Raw genomic sequence first — 19467 nt, forward strand, 5'->3', positions numbered from 1 at the left:
GGCCCGATAGTCCCCAGGGAAAGCGCCTGATTCTGGCGCCTCAGTACTCGACTGGAACAGGATCCAGACTGCGCCACAGATACCAGGTCGCGACCGTTCGCCACGGCTGCCAGGCCTGCGAAACCTCTCGCGCTTCAAACCTGGAAACCGGTTCGCCACTGTAATAGTGCAGGGATATCGCCTTCAGAAGCCCGACATCATCAAGAGGCAGCACATCCGGACGCATCAAGTTGAAAATCAGAAACATCTCCGCCGTCCAGCGACCGATCCCTCTGATTGCAGTCAGCTCGACAATGACATCCTCATCATCCATATGGGCCCAGTTCTGGGGATGCACCTGCTCATCCCTGAAATGAATTGCAAGATCCATCACATACTCGACCTTGCGCTTTGACAACCCGGCCTCTCTCAAGGCATCGGCCCCGACAACCAGAACGCCATCTGGTGTGACCCGTTGATCACAAGTCTGAAGCATGCGTTGCCATACGGACTCAGCCGCTTTGACTGAAATCTGCTGCCCGACAATCGAACGGGCCAACGTGACAAACGGATCGCCGCGCGAGGCCAGGTGGACTTCGGGATGCTGAGGAATGATTCTCTTCAGGATACGATCACGAGCCATCAACTGCTCAGTGGCTGACTCCCAGTAATCTGGTTTCTCTGCAACGCTCGCTATCCCTCTGGTATCGTCGGTCATGGCTGATTAACCTCGCCGCCACTGAGTGACACCGCCCGGCTTGTCCTCAAGCAGCACGCCAGCCTGTGCAAGCTCCTCCCGGATGGAATCCGCACGCTTGAAATCCTTGTCTTTCTTCGCCTGGGCGCGCTGCGCGATCAAATCCTCGATCTTCCGGGCATCGAACTCGACTACCTGTCCAGCCTGCATCAGACCTTGTTCGGGGCCGCTCTCCTGCTCTTGTTCCAGCGCAGCCTGCTCCCTGGCTTCAATTGCTCGTCTGGTGTAGCGCGAACTGCTCTGGATATAAGTCTGCGGATTAACAGTAAAAAGCCCCAGCGTCTGACCCAGCGCCAGCATGAGACCACTGGTTGCGCTGTCGTGATCTCGATGCGCACGGGCGGACAACTCAAACAAAACAGCCACCGCCTCCGCAGTATTGAAGTCATCATTCATCGCGTCGGCAAACTGTCGGGCAGGGCCCTCCTGCCAGTTCACCTCGACCTGATCAGGCGCCACGTTGGCCAGTGTCTGATACAGCCTGTCGAGCGCCGACTGTGCATCAACAAGGTTGTCTGGCGAATAGTTCTGCAGACTACGGTAGTGGTTTCGCACAATAAAGAAACGTAGCATCTGCGCCTCTCGCGGATTAGGCTCATACTCGGCCCGATCCTGGGACACGTCAAGCGCTGCCACTGTCTGTCGAATGGTTCGGAAGTTGCCCAGAGACTTTGACATCTTCTCCGAATCGACCATCAGCGATCCGCAATGCATCCAGGTATTGGCCAATGCGCCACCAAACGCCCCTTCACTTTGTGCAATCTCGTTCTCATGGTGCGGAAACTTCAGATCAGGTCCGCCACCGTGAATATCAAGAGGCAGTCCGAGCACTGACCTGCTCATTGCCGAACACTCAATATGCCACCCTGGCCGCCCCCAGCCGTAAACAGACGGCCAGCGCGATTCTTCAGGTTCCTCTGGCTTGGCTGACTTCCACAGTACAAAGTCCAGCGGATCCCGCTTGCCCGCAGACACTGCTACGCGCTCGCCCGCTCGCAACTGGTCAAGCGTCTTTCCAGACAGCTTGCCGTAATCTGCAAAGTTACGCACGGCGTAGTTCACATCACCATCTTCGGCTCGATAGGCCAGGCCTCGCTGTTCGAGTCGGTCAATGATGTCGAGCATGTCTGGCACAAATGCAGTTGCCCGAGGCTGATGGTCGGGAGCCTGGACTCCCAGCGCTGCCTCGTCGGCGTGCATGGCATCGATGAAGAAGCGCGTCACGTCTGACAACTTGCGATCAGTCTCGACTGCGCGACGGATGATCTTGTCATCGATGTCCGTGATGTTGCGAACGTAGGTAACCTTGTAACCCAGTACCCGCAGCCAGCGCTGGACCACATCAAAACTGACCAGCATGCGCGCATGTCCCAGATGGCAGAAGTCGTACACCGTCATGCCACACACGTACATTCTCACCTCGCCGTCGCGAGCGGGTTTGAAGGGTCGCTTGTTACGCGACAGGGAGTCATAGATCTGGAGCATCGTTTCCAAGGGTTTGCTGCGCCACGCGACCAGGCCCTGACAGTCTGGAAATCTCTCACCCGGGGTGGCTGGTTATTGTCCAAAGGCTGGCTACAATGAGAGCTCGTCAGTATAACAACGTGGGTCAATCAAACTGATGTCCAGACCATTCGACAAAACTGTCAGATTGTGCAAGTCACCAAGTCACGCCAGCCAGCGACCGAAGGCGGCCGTCATCGCGCACAAGCCCCCCTATGACACAACCACACCTGTCCGAATCTTGCCGGCATTGCGGGCATCTGCAAGCGCGAAACTGCGTGAGAGCCTGTTTTACGCTAGCCCTATGCCACTACCAGGCTGGCTGTTAATTGTCGCTGTAGTGACGCTCACCAGCCTGAACGTATCAGCCCAACCTGCAGGCAGCCGATCCGACAGCATGGACAACACAAAGGATCTTGCCACCCCAGCCGTTGAGACCGAGAATCGCGGATGGGAGGGGCTCGCTCGCATGCTCGATGCGCTGACCCCTTCGATCAACACCGATGAAACGCCCTCTGGCACCCAGATCACTGACGAGATCGAGGGCCTGATCAATCAGGGTCGTGCAACCGAAGCACTTGCCCTGATTGATTCACGCGAAGCGGAACTAGCCGCCTCCACGGCACCCGGCACCGACGTCCAGTTGATGTTCCAGAAGGCCAGAGCTCTGACGGCACTTGACCGTGCTGAAGAAGCCCGAGGCATTTACCAGCAGATGACTATCCGGTTTCCGGAACTTGCAGAGCCGTGGAATAATCTGGCAATGCTCTATGTGCGCAGCGGCAGCCTGGACCAAGCAGAATTTGCGCTCGAAACCGCGGTAACGAATAACCCGGACAATGGCAATGCGATTGCCAACCTGGCCGATGTTCGTCTACTGATGGCACTTCGTGACTACCGTGAAGCGGCCAGGATGAAAGTCCCAGGGGCCGCCAGACGACTGAAGGCGCTTGAATCTTTCCTGAAGGATAATTGACTGGAACCGGTCGGTTGAACCATCGGCCGGTTCCATCATCAAATCATCAGGAACCGGGCAGCGTTCCGGGCCCAGGCAAGCTACCGCTAGCAGGGCTGACTGGCGGCAGCGAACTCAACTTGAGAAAGCTGCAAAATAGTCGTCACAGGCACACATGCGTTCTGGATATCCTGGCTACCCGCACTCTGGCACATTTGCCGGTGCCACTTTTGACAGAACCCTGCCTTTGCAATCCCCCGTTAATATATATTGGACTGCTTTCACAACATGATTAACTCAACCATACTCCCGAGCTTGCTCGGAAGACATGCCGCAGCAGCCTTGCTGATCATGGCATTTGCTTCGCCGGTCGCCTCTGTTGCGGCCGAAACGACAACCCAAACCGATACAGGCAATTCATCCATGACATCTCCTAACCGCGTCAAACTCACCACCAACCAAGGCGACCTCGTGATCGAGGTCGATCTCGAGAAAGCACCCAGGACCTCAGAGAACTTTCTGCAGTACGTTAAAGACGGGTTCTACGACAACACGATCTTTCACCGAGTGATCGACGGCTTCATGGTTCAGGGCGGAGGTTTCGAGCCAGGGATGAAGCAAAAGCCGACCCGGGATCCAGTCGAGAACGAAGCTGACAATGGACTCAAGAACGAGAAGTACACCCTCGCGATGGCCCGCACGAACGACCCTCACTCTGCCACCGCCCAGTTCTTCATTAATGTAGCGAACAACGAATTCCTCAATTTCACCGCACCCACCCCGCAAGGCTGGGGCTATGCTGTCTTTGGTCGCGTCGTCGAGGGTACCGACACAGTTGACAAGATTCGTGGTGTAAAAACCGGCACATCAGGTTTTCACCAGAACGTGCCGACCGCTGACGTGATTATCGAGAAGGCTGTGATCGTTGAATAATCTGTCGTTTTGCGAGCCTGTCTGGCTCGCTTCCGACATTCATCTAGGTCCAGACAATCCGCGAACGTCTGAGACTTTCTACCGGTTTCTGGCTCACGCAAGAAACCGGGCTGGCGCCCTCATTCTGCTAGGCGACATTTTTGATGTCTGGATCGGAGATGACTGGATCCGTCACCCTCCCCCCTGGCTAGAACTGGCCTTGCACCACCTGCGCGAGACAGGTCAGACCCTCCCGATGTGGATTCTTGGCGGAAACCGTGATTTCCTGATCGGAGATAAACTGGCCCATCACCTCGATGCACGATTGATCCGGGATCAGTGCCTGCTGCGAATCACGTCACATGGCAAGGACAAGCCTTCAAAACACACAGTCACCCAACCAGACAAAAAGTTTCTGTTGGCGCATGGCGACGAGTTCTGCACAGAAGACCTGAAGTATCAGCGTTTCCGACGCATCGTCAGAAACCCCGCTCTTCAATCATGTTTCATGCTCTTGCCGCTTTCCCTGCGGACACAGATCGCCCGGCGCGCACGCCAGACAAGCCAGCAGACCGATCGCAGCCCGCATGAAGCGTCCTACGACGTGCAGGATACTGCTCTGGCGATGGCACTTCAAAACTCAGGCGCGCACTGCTGCATCCATGGACATACCCATCGACCAGGCCATTTTCCGGTTCACACCGCTCAGTCAGGAGACCTCAGCAGATGGGTGCTGCCTGACTGGGAATGTGATCACCATTGCGGGCGAGAACCAGAACGGGGTGGATGGATGGAGATCGACCAGAGCGGACTCGTTTTGCGGGGGCTAATCGATTTGCCTGCCCGCATCTGACCTCACCCAGAGTCGCTGACTCGCGTTGATTTAAAATGGTGAGTTCAGAAGATGAAGTAGGCCACCACCAGACTGAGTCCGATTCGATACCAGGCAAAAGCCCTGTACGTGTGACGAGAGACAAACGCCAGAATGGCACGAACCACGAACAGTGCGCTGAAGAACGCAGCCAGAAACCCAACCACAATCACCCAGATGTCCGCCTGGGAAAGCTCGCCCGCATGCTTGTATGTGTCATAGACAGCGGCGGCCAGCATGGTCGGCATAGCTAGAAAAAACGAAAACTCGGTAGCGGTCTTACGCTCGATTCCGGCTATCATGCCACCAATAATCGTTGACCCCGACCGAGATGTACCCGGCACCATGGCCAGACACTGTGCACACCCCACCGCCAGTGCCTGCTTCCAGCTGATCGTCTCGAGTGACACAGCACTGGGTTTTTTCCCCTGGCGCCGGGAGGGACTTTCCACCCAGAGCATGATCAGCCCCCCGAGAAACAGTGTGACGACAACCACTCCAGGATGAAAAAAAAGCGCCTTGATCTGGGAAATGAATATCGCCCCAATGACGGCAGCAGGCAGAAATGCAATGACCAGGTTACGCATGAAGGAGAGTTCGACCGGATCACGATCGATCGAGCCTTTTAGAAGCTTGAACACCCGGTCACGAAACAGCCAGATCACAGCCAGGATGGCGCCGAGCTGAATCACCACCTCGAAGGTTTTGGACTCAGTCGACTGGAAATCGATCCATTTGCCAACCAGGATAAGGTGTCCGGTACTTGAAACGGGGATGAATTCTGTAACCCCTTCAACAATCCCCAAAAAGAAAGCCTTGATCAGTTGCAGCTCCATGTCGCTCAAGACTCCTCTGCCTCGTTGTACTGTGGATTGTGAAACATCTTCTCGATATCAACCATTGCAATCCGACGCCCTTCCAGACGCATCACCTTGAAAACATAAGAGGCATGATCAGTCGTCAATTCACACTGATCACCCACTGCCGGCAGCTGCCCAAATCGTGCCAGCAGATAACCGGCCAAGGTCGTGTACTCATCCGCTTCCTGCACCAGCCCACCTAACTCGAGCACCTGCTCAAGCAGATGAAGGTCGGCGGCACCATCCACCTGCCAGTGACGTTCATCCACAGCAACGATGTCTGGTGTTTCGTCCTCATCCGGAAACTCCCCTGCAATTGCTTCAAACACGTCGATTGGTGTGACCAGCCCCTGAATGGTTCCGAACTCGTCTGCGACCAGCACCAACTGACCACGAGACCGCTTGAGCGTATCCATCAGCCTGATCACACTGATCGTGTCATGTACGATGATAGGGTCTTTGAGACGACTCTCGCGAATGCGCCCGTGCGTGAGCAGATCGGACACCATACGCTTGGCTCGACCAATTCCGACCACCTCGTCGAGGGACCCCCGACACACCGGAAAAAAGCTGTGCGGCGTATCCTCAATCTGCTGCCGGATCATATCGGGCGCTTCTTCCATGTCGATCCAGGTAATCTCCGTTCTGGGCGTCATGATGGAGTGAACGGAACGTTCGGCCAGCGTGAGCACTCCGCTTACCATGTTGCGCTCTTCTATTGCAAAGGTGACGTGCTCGCCCTTCTCGCCGGGCTCCACGTCCTGTTCCATCGCTTGCTGTGGAAGCCGTTTGCCCAGCATGTGCATGACCGCCTCCGCAGTACGTTCACGCAAGGGACGCTTCGCATCGATAAGCAACAAATTGCGACGCGCGAGTTGATTGAGCAGTTCGATCAGAATCGAGAATCCAATTGCCGCGTACAGATAACCTTTGGGCACCTCATAACCGAACCCTTCGACTACCAGCGAAAAACCGATCATCATCAAAAAGCCCAGACAGAGCACGACCACCGTCGGGTGAGAATTCACGAATCTGGTTAATGGCTTGGAGGCAATCAGCATGATTCCGATCGCAATGATCACGGCAGCCATCATCACTGGCAACTGATTGACCATCCCGATTGCAGTAATGATCGCGTCAAGCGAGAACACCGCATCGAGCACGACGATCTGGGTAACGATCACACCGAAGCTTGCATAGACCCTGGGACCAAAGCTGCTTGGGCGCTTGCCCTCGATCCTCTCGTGCAGTTCAAGCGTACCCTTGAAGAGCAGAAAAAATCCACCCACAATCAAGATGAGATCTCTGGCAGAAAAACTGATCGAACCAAACTCGATGATTGGCTCGGTAAGCTGTACCAGCCAGGCGATGCCAGCAAGCAGCACCAGACGCATGATCAGCGCAAGCGACAGTCCGATCACCCGGGCCTGATCCCGCTGGCGCGGCGGAAGCTTCTCAGCCAGAATGGCGATGAAGATGAGGTTATCAATCCCCAGAACGATTTCCAGGACAACCAGCGTCAACAAGCCGACCCATATTGTCGGGTCAAGCAGCCATTCCATTCAGAGCTCCCGTTGTAAAGTTAAGCTCAATGGTAGCGGAATTATGTCGCAGGGTTCTGTCACTCTGTGAAGTACGACAGCAATTGCGGGAAGATTTTAGGTGTCGCAGCGATAACCTCACCCGAACTCATCCATTGCTGCTCACCAGTGAAGTCGGTCACGAGACCTCCAGCTTCCTGAACAATCAATGCGGCCGCTGCCAGATCCCATTCTTTGAGATTTGCGCCACAGAACCCGTCAAGGCGACCTGCAGCGACATACACCATATCCAAAACCGATGACCCCGTACGACGAACGCCCGCGCTGTCTAAGCTCAGCTGCCTGAGCTGACGAGTCGAACCACCGTCTGGATCTGCCGAGCCAGGCCAGCGAGCACCAAGTAATGCATCACCAAGCCGGCGCTGGCCCGAGACCCGCACTCTGCGGTCATTCAGAAACGCTCCGCCTCCCCGGCTAGCCGTGAACAACTCGTTGCGGTTTGGATCGTAGACTACTGCATGGGTGAGCTGCCCACGGTGACGCAAGGCAATCGACACCGCATAAATCGGCATACCATGAATGAAATTGCTGGTACCGTCCAGGGGATCAACTACCCACTCAAAATCCGGCACAGAGCCATCTTCCGGGTGATGTACCTTGCCAGACTCCTCAGCCAGAAACGCGTGCTGGGGATAGGCCGTGTGCAGGATATCAATGATTGCCTCCTCGCACGCGTGATCGACATCCGTGACAAAATCACGTTTACCTTTCTGTGCAATTTGCAGTCGCTCTACATCGAGGCTGGCGCGGTTGATAATATTGCCTGCTTTTCTGGCGGCCTTGACCGCCGTGTTTAACATTGGATGCATGGAAAATTTCGTCGTCCTGACAGAGTAATGCGGGGATTTTAGTTGACTTCTAGCTTCGAACGGGTGCGCTTCATATTGACAGAGCCAAGTCACCCTGGCAACGTAGGCTCGGCGGCGCGTGCCGTCAAGACCATGGGCTTCTCGGATCTGTGGATTGCGGGTGCCCAGCAGCCCGACATCATCAGTGATTCACAAGCAATCGCACTCGCCTCAGGCGCCACAGACGTCCTGACATCCGCGGGTCAGGTTACCAGTTTAAAGGAGGCACTCGCCCCCGTTACACTGGCATTTGCGATGACTGCACGGGCGCGTGATCTCGGTCCGCCACCGCTAGACATCCGGGAAGCCGCACAACTGGGGCGCGCTCACCTCGCCGAGCATACAGAGAATCGGGTCGCAATTGTCCTGGGGTGTGAGCGTGCCGGACTTAACAATGCTCAGGTGGCCCTCTGCCAGCGCGTTTGTCACATCCCAGCCAACCCGGCCTACAGTTCGCTCAATGTGGCCCAGGCCCTGCAACTTGCCGCCTGGGAAATGCGTTACGCACTGATTGATCCTGACGAGCGTCTACCCACAACCCCGGACATTCGACCTGATCCAGGCAAGGCGCCAGCCAGTGCACAGGCCGTGCATAACCTTCTTGAGCACTGGGAACAGGCACTGGTTGCAATCAAGTTTCTGGATCCAAAACATCCCAAGAAGCTGGTTGCCAGAATGCAGCATCTTCTTCAGCGCTCAGATCTGAGCCGGGACGAGGTCGACATGCTGCGAGGCGTCTGCACTGCCATGATCACCACAGCGCGCAAGGCCGGCCACGACATCCCATGAGGCAGTGACAGTGTCGGTCAGACACAACACAATGACCCTGCCAGTCACACGTCTGCGTCACGATCAGACTGGCGCCTTCAGTTACGATTGATACATGTTTGAACGAATCCGAGAAGACATCTCCTGCATACTGGAACGCGACCCGGCCGCACGGAGCCGGCTCGAGGTCATCACCTGCTATCCAGGCCTGCACGCTATCCTGATACATCGCATGGCGCATCGACTCTGGGCAGGCGGCTGGTACTGGCTTGGGCGCTTCATCTCGCACCTTGGGCGCATCCTGACAGGGATTGAGATTCACCCTGGCGCGACGCTTGGGAGGCGGGTTTTCATCGACCATGGACACGGAGTGGTCATTGGCGAGACCGCAGAAGTTGGTGATGAGTGTACGATTTACCAAGGCGTAACCCTCGGAGGAACCAAGTTATACAAAGGTGAGAAGCGCCATCCGACGCTTGGTCAAGGCGTGGTGGTTGGTGCCGGTGCACAGGTACTCGGCGGATTTACGGTCGGCGACGGTGCCCGAATCGGATCGAACGCAGTAGTGGTCAAGCCTGTGCCAGCTGGTGCAACGGCGGTCGGCAATCCAGCGCGCATCATCGAGCACCGAGACAACCAGGACAATACTGCGGCGCGCGCACGCCCCTTCGTCGATCCGCAGCAACCGATTGCGCCTCCCCCTCTATCCACGCAGGACCTGACTGGATGCTGCAACGAAGGACAGCTCGATACTCGACCACTTCAGGAGATGCTGAGCAACAACGGCAAGGGTGGTCCGCAGGCAAATGCAGCTGGCCGAGCGGCCTCGACACAATCAAACGGCGCACCCAATGCTATGAGTAGCGCAAGGACCAGCGGAACATCCTATAGCACGTCGACCGATACACAGGAAAGCAAGCAGAGTCAGGCACAAAACCAGACAGATACGGATAGCGGATTTAGCGCTTATGCGGTCGACAGTAGTGACACCGACCCGCTCGTCAAGGTGGTTCAGGAGCTGATCGAGCATGCTGCACGACAGGATGCAAGAATCACCCAACTGTGCCAGGCGATCGAATCTCTGGGTAAAAAAATCGAGCAACCTGAAAACGGTTCGCTAGATACCGAAAGACTGAACAAGCTGGTGGAATAACGCATGTTGCGTATCACGCGGATAACGGATCCGTGTGATACATGAAGGCCCCGGTAACCAAGCGAGCACCGCTCCAGGAGGCCCGGCCACATCCCAATAACCTGGAGCGATAGCCGTCAGCCAGATGATCCGGAGAAAACGTCAGGACGCGTGGAGCTGTTGACACAGCGAAATATCCTCTTCGCGACAAGACCAAACGTTTCGCGAAGAGGTGCAGGCATTTCTCAGAAAACCAGATCAAGCCCTGTCAGTCTGCGCAACTCGTCCTGACCCACACCGGCGCAGTCGTCAATCACCCGCACGACGCCCTCGGGTTCGATCTGAAAGACCGCATAGTCGGTGTAAACTCGCTTGACACAACGCACGCCGGTTAACGGATAAGTACACTTCTCGACCAGTTTGGACTGACCGTCCTTGGTGAGTAACTCCATCATGATGTAGGTCGCACGCGCGCCGGCGGCAAGATCCATTGCTCCACCCACAGCCGGTATCGCGCCTGACTCACCAGTCGACCAGTTGGCCAGGTCACCATCACGTGAGACCTGAAATGCCCCTAGCACGCAGTAGTCAAGATGACCTCCTCGCATCATGGCGAATGAATCGGCATGATGGAAGTAGGAACCACCTTTGAGCAGGGTTACAGCCTGTTTGCCAGCATTAACGAGATCCCAGTCCTCTTCACCTTCGGCTGCAAGCGGACCCATGGCCAGAATGCCATTCTCGCTTTGCAGAAAAATATCTTTGTCTTTTGGAAGGTAGTTGCTGACCTTGGTCGGCAACCCGATGCCCAGATTCACATACGCGCCTTCAGGAATATCTTTTGCCAGTCGCTCTGCAATCTGGTCTCTGGATAAACGTGCCATGTTGTTCTAACCCTCGCGACTAAACTTTGACTACACGATCGACATAGATACCTGGTGTCACAATCGCCTCAGGATCCAGTTCACCGAGATCGACCACATCAGCCACCTGGGCAATGGTCAGATCTGCACCTGTTGCATAGACCGGGTTGAAGTTTCTGGCAGACTTGTTGTATGTCAGATTACCCCAACGATCACCATGCTTGGCCTTGATTAGCGCCACATCGGCACGAATCGGGTACTCAAACAGGTAGTCCACACCATCGATGTTACGGACTTCCCGCCCCTCGGCAAGTGGGGTTCCGACCGCTGTACGAGTGTAGAACCCACCAATTCCAGCCCCGCCTGCGCGTACTCGCTCGGCAAGACCGCCTTGTGGCACCAGTTCGAGCTCGATCTTGCCAGCTCGGTACAACTCGTCGAACACGTAGGAGTCAGCCTGGCGAGGAAACGAACAGATAATCTTTCGGACCCGACCTTCTTTCATCAAAGCCGCCAGTCCGGTTTCACCATTACCCGCGTTGTTATTGACGATGACAAGGTCTTTGGCACCTTGTGCAATCAGCGCATCGATAAGCTCAATCGGCTGGCCAGCACCCCCGAAGCCACCGACCAGAACGGTGGAACCATCCTTAATCCCGGCCACCGCTTCTTCCAGGGAGGAAACTATTTTGTTGATCATGTTTGCGTCACACCCGAAGCAAAAAAAGGCCAGTCTAACGCGATGGCGGCCATGTTCCAAGCAAGTCCTGCGCAGCCCCAAAAATCAAAACCCGCACCTCAGGGACGGTTCCTGGATATGGATCGTTCCTGGACATGCTTGTCAGCAAACGCTGTAGTCAGGCTCTGGCAGTGCTTCAAGCGCTGGCATGGCCAACAGGTAACCCTGGATCAGGTGCACCCCCATCTGGCGCAGCGTGTCGAGCTCCTCGCGGGTCTCCACCCCTTCGGCAACAATCCTGCATCCCAGTGCACGACAGGTACCAATTACACCTCCTACGATTGCCTGACGCACTGGATCTTTATCAATGTCGCGAGTCAGCGCCATATCAAGCTTGACGATATGCGGCTGAAAATCAGCCAGCAGATTCAAACCTGAGTGCCCAGCCCCGAAGTCATCGATCGCAGTCAAAAACCCTCTCTTCTGATAGTCTCTGATGATGCGCAGAGCGTGCGCTGGATCACTGATTTTCTCCGATTCGGTCATCTCGAATATGAGACGCTCCGGAGGAAACCCAACCTTTCGGCCAGCGGCCAGAGTCAGACGGATGCAGGTCGCAGGCTCATACACGGCATTCGGTAGAAAATTGATCGATAGATAAGTTTGCATGCCAAGACGCTGGGCCGTCTCGATTGCGAGCACCCTGCAGGTCTGATCAAAGGTATACATATCCTCTTGCGATATCGCACTGATAACGGACCATGCCGACTCACCGTTCTCCCCACGTACCAGCGCCTCATACGCAAAAACTTCCCGAGTATCGACATCGACAATCGGCTGAAATGCCATCTTCATCCGCTTGTTCAGTGGTCTGGCGCCTTTACAGTGGATACAGCCGATGATCTCGTCATCGGCATCCCCAAAAAATTCGGATAAATACATCATCAACTCCGTGAGCGCATGCAAGTCACTGGATTGCGACTCATCTGACCTCACATTGGTCGTTTAACTAAAAAATGTAGCACATGGAGTGACCGGCACCAAAGGCGATGAGCGTGATCGATCACCCACATCAACCACAGCCACAACTCCCTGCTCGAAAACCGAGAGTAATCGAAGATGATGCATCCATTGGCACAAGGGGTTGTCACTCCAGATTGCCCAACCGCCTGGTCACGCCAGATCGCTGCGGCCACGGGTAAGCTGCTCGATCCACGACGACTAAAGCGATCGTCTGGACTTGACATCTGGCAACCCTGGTCGGCCGCTTGGGCAAGGTCCAAACCGGCTAAACTGTCAGTAACAGTGGCGCATACGAAAAGTGGCTCCAGAGAAATAGGCACCGCAGAGACGGTCATTAGTCATTACATACCCAATGGCGGTTTGGCAACGATCAGCGTGACTTTCTCAGACCCTCATCTCCAGCGCATGAGTCGAGCAGAAGGTTAGTGGGGCACTAGATGAGAGACAAAATCGGATTGCCTGCAACATCTCTTCTGACAAACCGTGCCCGGACACTACCAACCGGGTCGCCACAAGAGACCGTCTTGCTGCCAATGCACTGGCATCAGACCGATGCGCCCGTGTCATACACAATCTGCTTGCCGCACATCTACAACACGAAATCAACGAGCTGAATGACCAAAGTAGACCTCTCTGCCCACACCCCCATGATGCGCCAGTTCTTTCAGCTGAAAGAAGAGGCAGGCGATCTGATGCTGTTCTACCGGATGGGGGATTTCTATGAGCTGTTTTACGATGATGCGGAAAGAGGCGCACGCCTGCTTGGGCTGACGCTCACCCAGCGCGGGACCTCCAATGGTGCTCCGATTCCGATGGCAGGAGTCCCAGTGCATGCGTTCGAGCAGTACCTGGCCAAGCTGCTCGCAGCCGGCGAATCTGTCGCGGTGGGTGAGCAGATCGGTGACCCGGCCACCAGCAAGGGTCCCGTTGAAAGAAAGATTGTCCGGATCGTCACCCCCGGAACACTGACTGATGCCGCGTTGCTACCGAGCAAATCCGACCGTTGCCTGGCAGCCTGGTGGCAACCAGTGAGACAGGGCCGACCCAATGGCGACGCGGGGCTGGCGTGGCTGAACCTGGCCAGTGGCGAGTTCACTCTGACTCAATGCCATCCGGATCTGGTCAGCACGACACTGTCTCGCATTGATCCGGCAGAAATGATCGCCGCAGAAGGTCATTCACTCGAACTGTCTCGTCCCTGTGCCATAGCGACTGTGCCCGTCTGGCATTTCGAGCTCAACAACGCACGCGAACAGTTGCTGGCGCACTTCAAGGTCGACAGTCTGGATGGGTTTGACCTTGGCGATCAGGAGACAGCAGTCTGTGCGGCAGGCGCGTTGCTACGTTACGTTCTGCGCACCCAGTCGCAGTCTCTGTCTCATATCAATACGCTACAGGCTGAACGACCAGGTCAGTTCGTCATCATGGACCCGGCAACCCGGCGCAATCTTGAACTGACAGAAACCATTTCCGGACAGGATAGCCCGACACTATTCAGTCTGCTGGATCATTGTGTCACTCCCATGGGAAGTCGACTGCTTCGACGCTGGCTGCATCACCCGCTGCGCGACAGCAGTGAAGTCCTCAAGCGGCAGGCGACCGTGCGCACCTGGCTTGAAGGGGCTCCACCCGATTCGCTTGACGCGCTGATCAGGAGCATGAGTCACTGGCCAGACCTCGAACGCATCAGTACGCGCATTGCGCTGCGCACGGTTCGCCCGCGCGAGCTCGCAAGTTTGCGCGATGCACTGGTCGGCCTGCCCGCGCTCGTATCACAGCTAACCGCCTATCAGTGTTCTGCGGACAGTCACCTGCCAGCGCTCATCGCAGACCTTTGCCTGGACGATGCACTCGCTAACACCCTCAGCCGGGCAATCGCTGTCGAGCCAGCCGTCCAGTTGCGCGACGGTGGCGTGATGGCAGACGGCTACGATGCCGAGCTAGACGAGTTAAGAGAACTGGCCGCTGATCAGGGAACATTTCTGGTCAAGCTCGAACAGCAAGAACGAGACAGTACCGGTATTGCCAATCTGAGAGTGGAATACAACCGGGTTCACGGGTTCTACATCGAGGTCACCCGAGGCCAGAGTGACAAGGTCCCGGAGCATTACCGGAGACGGCAGACACTCAAGAATGCCGAGAGATACATCACACCCGAGCTCAAGGAATGGGAAGACAAGATACTTTCGGCCAGGGAGCGATCACTGGCGCGCGAGAAATGGTTATACGAAGGGCTGCTTGACTCGCTGGTCGAACGCACCCGCGCACTCACGCGTGCAGCAAGTGCCATGGCACAAATTGACTCATTGTGTGCGCTTGCATTGCACGCCAGACGCCATGACTGGGTGGCTCCCGAGTTGGTGGACTCACCAGGCATCGAGATTCAAGCCGGACGACACCCCACTGTCGAACACACTATCGAGCGTTTTACACCCAATGACTGCCGGATGGATCCGACCCGCTCCCTGCTGATTGTCACGGGTCCGAACATGGGGGGCAAGTCGACCTACATGCGACAGGTCGCCCTCATCACGCTGCTGGCTCGCACTGGCAGTTATGTCCCGGCAAGACGGGCGGTCATCGGATCGATTGACCGTATTTTTACGCGGATTGGCGCTGCCGACGATCTTGCGGGGGGCCGATCCACGTTCATGATGGAGATGACTGAGGCGGCAGCAATCCTGGCGGCCAGCACATCACATAGTCTGGTCATCATGGACGAGATTGGACGCGGCACATCAACCTATGACGGTCTCGCGCTCGCCTGGGCTATTGCCAATCGGCTGCTCTCCCACAACCGTGCCCTGACGTTGTTTGCAACACATTACTTCGAGCTGACCCGTCTACCCTCAGAGAATCCGTGCAGTGCCAATGTGCATCTGGCCGCTGCAGACTCAGCCCGCGGGATCGTATTCCTGCATGAAGTGCGTGATGGTCCAGCGAGCCGCAGTTACGGTATTGAAGTCGCCAAACGCGCCGGGATTCCCGCCAGCGTCATCCGGCACGCGGCCAGGGAACTTGAGCGGCTTGAGGCCCAAGGTGCGCCCAGCCCTCAACTCGGCTTGTTTGCTCCACCAGAGACTGACACGAGCGAACAGGCCCGCGAGTCCCTTCAGGCCTACGAAGACCTGGTGCGCGAGATTGCCGACATTGATCCTGACAGCCTGACACCACGCCAGGCACTGGACGCACTATACCAACTCAGACAGAGACTGCAATGACGCACCCTCTATCCAGAACACCCAGAAAACAGGCAAGCCGTAAAGACAGCCACAACGCCGCTCATCGGACTGATGCCACAGGACCTCAGCATGCAGCACCCGAGCCGGAGATTGACCAGCCACTGGAAATCCTCGGCGGGTTGAGTGCCAAAGATTTCATGCGGTCGTACTGGCAAAAGAAACCCTTGCTTGTGCGTCAGGCGTTCAAAGACATCAGGCCGCCTGTGTCGTCCGCTGAGCTCAAGCGTATGGCTCGTCGCGACGACGTCGAATCACGACTGATATGGCGCGAGGATGATCAGTGGCAGATGCAGACAGGGCCTTTCGCACGACTGCCCATGCAGCGTGAGTCTGACTGGACCTTGCTTGTACAAAGCATCGACTTGCACAACGACGCTGCAGCCCGGCTGATGCACCGCTTTAACTTCATCCCCGCAGCCAGACTCGACGACCTCATGGCGTCGATTGCCACCGAGGGCGGTGGTGTCGGCCCCCATTTCGACAGTTACGATGTCTTCCTGATCCAGGCGCGGGGTAGACGTCGCTGGAAATTTGGCCAGCAGAAGGATCTCAGCCTGGTGCCCGACCTGCCTCTCAAGATTCTCGCCAGTTTCCAGCCACGGGAAGATGTCGTTCTGGAGCCAGGTGACATGCTGTATCTGCCTCCACACGCGGCACATGACGGGATCTCGCTCAGCAACGACTGCATGACACTATCAGTCGGGTTCCGGGCGCCTCAGGCATCCACGCTGGCTCAAGGCATGCTCGAGGCTGCAGCAGAGCAGATCGCGGCGCGCAGCGGTGCCGGGTCCGGGCTATACGCCGACCCGCCACTACCCGGTCCGGACTTCACAAGTCATTACAAGGATCCGTCCCAGTCAGCCACCGCGCATGCGGGAGAGATCCCCGTGCAGCTAATCGACGCGACACTTGAAGCCATTGGCAAGGTCCGTTTTGACCGAAAACTGGCGAGCCGCTACCTCGGCTGCTGGCTGACCGAACCCCACCCGCTGGCCGTGTTTGAACCACCAGCAGATGCCGAATCTGTCGTCCAGACCATCTTTGAGCGAAAAGGACGTGGACACTGGGAGGTGGATCGCCGTACTCGCATGCTCTACGAATCCAGCCATTTCTATATCAATGGCGAATTAGCCCCCCTGAAAGCGAGTCCCCGTCTGAAATCCCTGGCCGACGCACGCGCATTGACCATTCTCGCTTCAGATAGAACCAGGATGTCCGAAGACATCCTGGAGCTACTGGCACAGTGGTATGAAGATGGATGGCTGCACTACCAGCCACTTGATACTTGATCAGACCCGAGTGGTCTGACGGTAGTGCCGTCTCGACAGAAAGAACAGATCATCTGGCGCAGGTGGGCCGACGCTGCAGGCATTCAGACCAGACAGCCTTGCTGTTCGATGAACTGAATGACCTCATCCACTCCCTCTCCAGTCTTCAGGTTGGTCATCACCCAGGGACGTTCAGGGCGCATCCGGTCAGTGTCGTGACGCATGACGTCCAGGCTTGCGCCAACGTAAGGAGCCAGATCAATCTTGTTGATCACCAGCAGATCGCTGCGCGTGATACCGGGACCACCCTTTCTGGGGATTTTTTCTCCCCCGGAAACATCGATGACATAGATCGTGAGATCCGACAAATCCGGGCTGAAGGTCGCCGCCAGATTGTCGCCCCCTGATTCAATGAAAACCAGGTCAAGTCCGGGGTGGCGCTGATTCATCCGCTCAAGCGCCTCCAGATTGATCGATGCATCCTCACGAATGGCAGTATGGGGACAACCACCGGTCTCGACGCCCATGATCCGATCTGCCGGCAAGGCCTGTGCAGCCACCAGTAGACGCTCATCCTCTTTGGTATAAATATCGTTAGTGATCACCGCAAGGTTGTAGCGTTCACGCATGCGCTTGCAAAGCACTTCGACAATGGTGGTCTTGCCCGATCCAACCGGGCCGCCCACACCAATTCGCAATGGATTGGATGACATACTAAATTTCTCCTGAATCAATCAATCTGACTGGCTACAGACTCTCAGCTTCTGAATAAACGGGTGTACTGCGTTTCGTGGCGGGCACTGAGTATCGCCAACCCGAATGGAGCGCTACCTGCCTGTGCAAGTGGGGTTTCTCTGGCGATCTGCACAGACTGCTCGATCCATTGACGAGCCTGATGCAATAGCCACTGTCCGTCACGCTGTCCGAGCGGCACAATCTTCAACGCAGCCATGACCTGAGCCTCCAGCCATGACCAGACATAAACCGTCAAGCCCACGGTAGCTGGCATTGTCCTGATTGCGCACAGTGTTGCATGCGCGGCTGTGTAGTTGCACGCAAGCTTCCTTTGCAGCGCATCTGGCAACTCGCAAGGATTCTCAAGTGCGCCCCCGCCACTGGCATTGAATGCGTCGGCTGTGCGACCGTCTGGAGCTGGCCACCACTGATGGAACAATTGCATGATCGAGTAGCCCATTTGAGCGGACTCTATCCTGAGCTCTGCGGTTTCCCTGAGTGCAACAAGCTCCTGCACCAGATCGTCGAGCTCGTTCCAGCTACGCTGACGAGCCGCTGCGTGACAAGCAAGCCAGTAAGGCAGATCCTGACGCGCCAGGACCAGAATCAGCGCATCGCGAATCCAGTGTGCAGCGCTGTCACGGTCGCTGATCAGTCCGTCTTCATGCGCCTGCTCAAGGCCTTGCGAGTAGGCAAAGCCACCCACAGGCAGACCGGTACTTCCCAGATGCATCGCATCGACCAGTGAACTGACCGACCATCGCATGGCTTCTGATGCATCACAAGCAGAAGCGGTAAGGTCCATCATGACCGCGCCTGCCTGGCTTCGTGCGCCTGGCGCGACAGCATCTCACCAACATGACCCATTTCTGCGTCCATCGGATCATCATCACGTTGGTGATGCCCGTGATTTGCGCCCTGCCGACCATCGACGTGCAAATGTAGATGCGCGTGTCCGGAACCATGCTCGTGCGAACCGGCATATGCACCGGATTCGGGAACGAAAGGTGCCTCGACACGATTAACCCGAGCCCCAAGCCGAAGAACCAGGTCAGCAAGCACTGTATCGGGCTCAATCAAAACTGCCTCAGGCAGTAACATCGCCGGCACATGACGATTGGCCAGGTGATACACAACTCGCATCAAAGCAAACGGGCTGTCTGCCTCAATACGCAACAGCGGCTCGTTGGCAGCCACAATCTCGACACAGTGGCAACCGCACGCAGACAACAGACGATCACCTGGATGCATCGACTGCCTTGCGGGCAGAATGATGGCTGCCCCCTGCCCGTCCGGCAAAAGACATGCCAGTCGGGAGCGGTTACGCTGATGACTGGTAAGCGCCAGTTTTTGCACCGCCATTTGGTTGATGACCGCGGCCAAAGTCGTCTTTCCAGAGCGTCCGCCCCCCGGTCCGGATGCCATGCCGGACGCCGCAACGCAAGTCTCGAAACGGATTGTCATCGCATCT

Annotated in this window: 17 protein-coding genes and 1 pseudogene; 7 read left to right on the forward strand and 11 right to left on the reverse strand. The window is 56.4% G+C overall.

Features of this window, described 5'->3' with window-relative positions:
- Positions 1 to 40 precede the first annotated feature (40 nt).
- Entirely contained in the window at positions 41 to 697 is a 657-nt protein-coding gene (locus DBV39_RS07665; RefSeq protein ID WP_108621035.1) for a DNA-3-methyladenine glycosylase family protein, read from the reverse strand.
- Between the two features lie 6 nt (positions 698 to 703).
- Positions 704 to 2221 carry a cysteine--tRNA ligase gene (gene cysS, locus DBV39_RS07670; RefSeq protein ID WP_108621036.1) on the reverse strand — a complete coding sequence of 506 codons (1518 nt, stop codon included), beginning with the start codon at positions 2219 to 2221 and terminating at the stop codon, positions 704 to 706.
- A 136-nt stretch (positions 2222 to 2357) separates the two neighbouring features.
- Between cysS and DBV39_RS07675 the strand changes: the two genes are divergently transcribed.
- The 3 genes from DBV39_RS07675 (at position 2358) to DBV39_RS07685 (ending at position 4959) form a co-directional block, all read left to right on the forward strand.
- Complete coding sequence (locus DBV39_RS07675) at positions 2358 to 3215, forward strand: tetratricopeptide repeat protein (RefSeq protein ID WP_108621037.1); 858 nt, start codon at positions 2358 to 2360, stop codon at positions 3213 to 3215.
- Positions 3216 to 3545: 330 nt separating this feature from the next.
- Positions 3546 to 4127, forward strand: a complete 582-nt coding sequence (locus tag DBV39_RS07680; protein WP_407669284.1) for a peptidylprolyl isomerase — start codon at positions 3546 to 3548, stop codon at positions 4125 to 4127.
- Positions 4120 to 4959, forward strand: a complete 840-nt coding sequence (locus DBV39_RS07685) for a UDP-2,3-diacylglucosamine diphosphatase (protein ID WP_108621038.1) — start codon at positions 4120 to 4122, stop codon at positions 4957 to 4959. The genes DBV39_RS07680 and DBV39_RS07685 overlap by 8 nt, the downstream gene beginning before the upstream one ends.
- A 44-nt stretch (positions 4960 to 5003) precedes the next feature.
- On the opposite strand, the gene DBV39_RS07690 is transcribed toward DBV39_RS07685, so the two are convergent.
- From DBV39_RS07690 to DBV39_RS07700, 3 genes are read right to left on the reverse strand one after another with little or no spacing between them, the layout of a single operon-like run.
- A complete protein-coding gene (locus tag DBV39_RS07690; protein WP_407669274.1) occupies positions 5004 to 5813 on the reverse strand; it encodes an undecaprenyl-diphosphate phosphatase in 810 nt (269 codons plus the stop codon).
- A gap of 5 nt (positions 5814 to 5818) precedes the next feature.
- On the reverse strand, positions 5819 to 7399 hold the full coding sequence (locus DBV39_RS07695) for a TerC family protein (protein ID WP_108621040.1): 1581 nt from the start codon (positions 7397 to 7399) through the stop codon (positions 5819 to 5821).
- A gap of 59 nt (positions 7400 to 7458) precedes the next feature.
- Positions 7459 to 8247 carry an inositol monophosphatase family protein gene (locus DBV39_RS07700; protein WP_108621041.1) on the reverse strand — a complete coding sequence of 263 codons (789 nt, stop codon included), beginning with the start codon at positions 8245 to 8247 and terminating at the stop codon, positions 7459 to 7461.
- A gap of 42 nt (positions 8248 to 8289) precedes the next feature.
- Here DBV39_RS07700 and DBV39_RS07705 point away from each other — a divergent pair, with 42 nt between their 5' ends.
- The gene (locus DBV39_RS07705) at positions 8290 to 9075 is read left to right on the forward strand and encodes an RNA methyltransferase (protein ID WP_108621042.1); all 786 of its coding nucleotides are present in this window, start codon (positions 8290 to 8292) and stop codon (positions 9073 to 9075) included.
- Positions 9076 to 9169: 94 nt separating this feature from the next.
- Positions 9170 to 9679, forward strand: a pseudogene (gene cysE, locus DBV39_RS19895) (serine O-acetyltransferase); the annotation flags it as partial.
- Between the two features lie 752 nt (positions 9680 to 10431).
- Here cysE and DBV39_RS07715 read toward each other — a convergent pair.
- The 3 genes from DBV39_RS07715 to DBV39_RS07725 form a co-directional block, all read right to left on the reverse strand.
- Positions 10432 to 11070, reverse strand: a complete 639-nt coding sequence (locus tag DBV39_RS07715) for a 3-oxoacid CoA-transferase subunit B (protein ID WP_108621044.1) — start codon at positions 11068 to 11070, stop codon at positions 10432 to 10434.
- Positions 11071 to 11089: 19 nt separating this feature from the next.
- Complete coding sequence (locus tag DBV39_RS07720) at positions 11090 to 11749, reverse strand: 3-oxoacid CoA-transferase subunit A (protein WP_108621045.1); 660 nt, start codon at positions 11747 to 11749, stop codon at positions 11090 to 11092.
- Positions 11750 to 11890: 141 nt separating this feature from the next.
- Positions 11891 to 12673, reverse strand: a complete 783-nt coding sequence (locus DBV39_RS07725; protein ID WP_227870857.1) for an EAL domain-containing protein — start codon at positions 12671 to 12673, stop codon at positions 11891 to 11893.
- A gap of 692 nt (positions 12674 to 13365) precedes the next feature.
- Between DBV39_RS07725 and mutS the strand changes: the two genes are divergently transcribed.
- Together mutS and DBV39_RS07735 are read left to right on the forward strand one after the other, a co-directional pair.
- Entirely contained in the window at positions 13366 to 15972 is a 2607-nt protein-coding gene (gene mutS / locus DBV39_RS07730; protein ID WP_407669275.1) for a DNA mismatch repair protein MutS, read from the forward strand.
- 158 nt (positions 15973 to 16130) lie between these two features.
- Positions 16131 to 17282 carry a cupin domain-containing protein gene (locus DBV39_RS07735; RefSeq protein ID WP_227870914.1) on the forward strand — a complete coding sequence of 384 codons (1152 nt, stop codon included), beginning with the start codon at positions 16131 to 16133 and terminating at the stop codon, positions 17280 to 17282.
- Between the two features lie 83 nt (positions 17283 to 17365).
- On the opposite strand, the gene ureG is transcribed toward DBV39_RS07735, so the two are convergent.
- The 3 genes from ureG to ureE are packed head-to-tail and all read right to left on the reverse strand — an operon-like array spanning position 17366 to position 19460.
- A complete protein-coding gene (ureG, locus tag DBV39_RS07740) occupies positions 17366 to 17974 on the reverse strand; it encodes an urease accessory protein UreG (RefSeq protein ID WP_108621047.1) in 609 nt (202 codons plus the stop codon).
- A gap of 44 nt (positions 17975 to 18018) precedes the next feature.
- Positions 18019 to 18804, reverse strand: a complete 786-nt coding sequence (locus tag DBV39_RS07745) for an urease accessory protein UreF (protein WP_227870858.1) — start codon at positions 18802 to 18804, stop codon at positions 18019 to 18021.
- The gene (gene ureE, locus DBV39_RS07750) at positions 18801 to 19460 is read right to left on the reverse strand and encodes an urease accessory protein UreE (RefSeq protein WP_108621048.1); all 660 of its coding nucleotides are present in this window, start codon (positions 19458 to 19460) and stop codon (positions 18801 to 18803) included. Before ureE ends, DBV39_RS07745 begins: the two co-directional genes overlap by 4 nt.
- Positions 19461 to 19467: the final 7 nt, after the last annotated feature.

The sequence above is a fragment of the Orrella marina genome (genome assembly GCF_003058465.1).
Taxonomy (GTDB): Bacteria; Pseudomonadota; Gammaproteobacteria; order Burkholderiales; family Burkholderiaceae_B; genus Algicoccus; species Algicoccus marinus.

What these genes read in the sequence shown, in the direction of transcription:
- DBV39_RS07665 (WP_108621035.1), bottom strand. Translation starts at nt 697, where the DNA reads ATGACCGACGATACCAGAGGGATAGCGAGCGTTGCAGAGAAACCAGAT.
- cysS (WP_108621036.1), bottom strand. Translation starts at nt 2,221, where the DNA reads ATGCTCCAGATCTATGACTCCCTGTCGCGTAACAAGCGACCCTTCAAA.
- DBV39_RS07675 (WP_108621037.1), top strand. Translation starts at nt 2,358, where the DNA reads ATGTCCAGACCATTCGACAAAACTGTCAGATTGTGCAAGTCACCAAGT.
- DBV39_RS07680 (WP_407669284.1), top strand. Translation starts at nt 3,546, where the DNA reads ATGGCATTTGCTTCGCCGGTCGCCTCTGTTGCGGCCGAAACGACAACC.
- DBV39_RS07690 (WP_407669274.1), bottom strand. Translation starts at nt 5,813, where the DNA reads ATGGAGCTGCAACTGATCAAGGCTTTCTTTTTGGGGATTGTTGAAGGG.
- DBV39_RS07695 (WP_108621040.1), bottom strand. Translation starts at nt 7,399, where the DNA reads ATGGAATGGCTGCTTGACCCGACAATATGGGTCGGCTTGTTGACGCTG.
- DBV39_RS07700 (WP_108621041.1), bottom strand. Translation starts at nt 8,247, where the DNA reads ATGCATCCAATGTTAAACACGGCGGTCAAGGCCGCCAGAAAAGCAGGC.
- DBV39_RS07715 (WP_108621044.1), bottom strand. Translation starts at nt 11,070, where the DNA reads ATGGCACGTTTATCCAGAGACCAGATTGCAGAGCGACTGGCAAAAGAT.
- DBV39_RS07720 (WP_108621045.1), bottom strand. Translation starts at nt 11,749, where the DNA reads ATGATCAACAAAATAGTTTCCTCCCTGGAAGAAGCGGTGGCCGGGATT.
- DBV39_RS07725 (WP_227870857.1), bottom strand. Translation starts at nt 12,673, where the DNA reads ATGATGTATTTATCCGAATTTTTTGGGGATGCCGATGACGAGATCATC.
- mutS (WP_407669275.1), top strand. Translation starts at nt 13,366, where the DNA reads ATGACCAAAGTAGACCTCTCTGCCCACACCCCCATGATGCGCCAGTTC.
- DBV39_RS07735 (WP_227870914.1), top strand. Translation starts at nt 16,131, where the DNA reads ATGCGGTCGTACTGGCAAAAGAAACCCTTGCTTGTGCGTCAGGCGTTC.
- ureG (WP_108621047.1), bottom strand. Translation starts at nt 17,974, where the DNA reads ATGTCATCCAATCCATTGCGAATTGGTGTGGGCGGCCCGGTTGGATCG.
- DBV39_RS07745 (WP_227870858.1), bottom strand. Translation starts at nt 18,804, where the DNA reads ATGATGGACCTTACCGCTTCTGCTTGTGATGCATCAGAAGCCATGCGA.
- ureE (WP_108621048.1), bottom strand. Translation starts at nt 19,460, where the DNA reads ATGACAATCCGTTTCGAGACTTGCGTTGCGGCGTCCGGCATGGCATCC.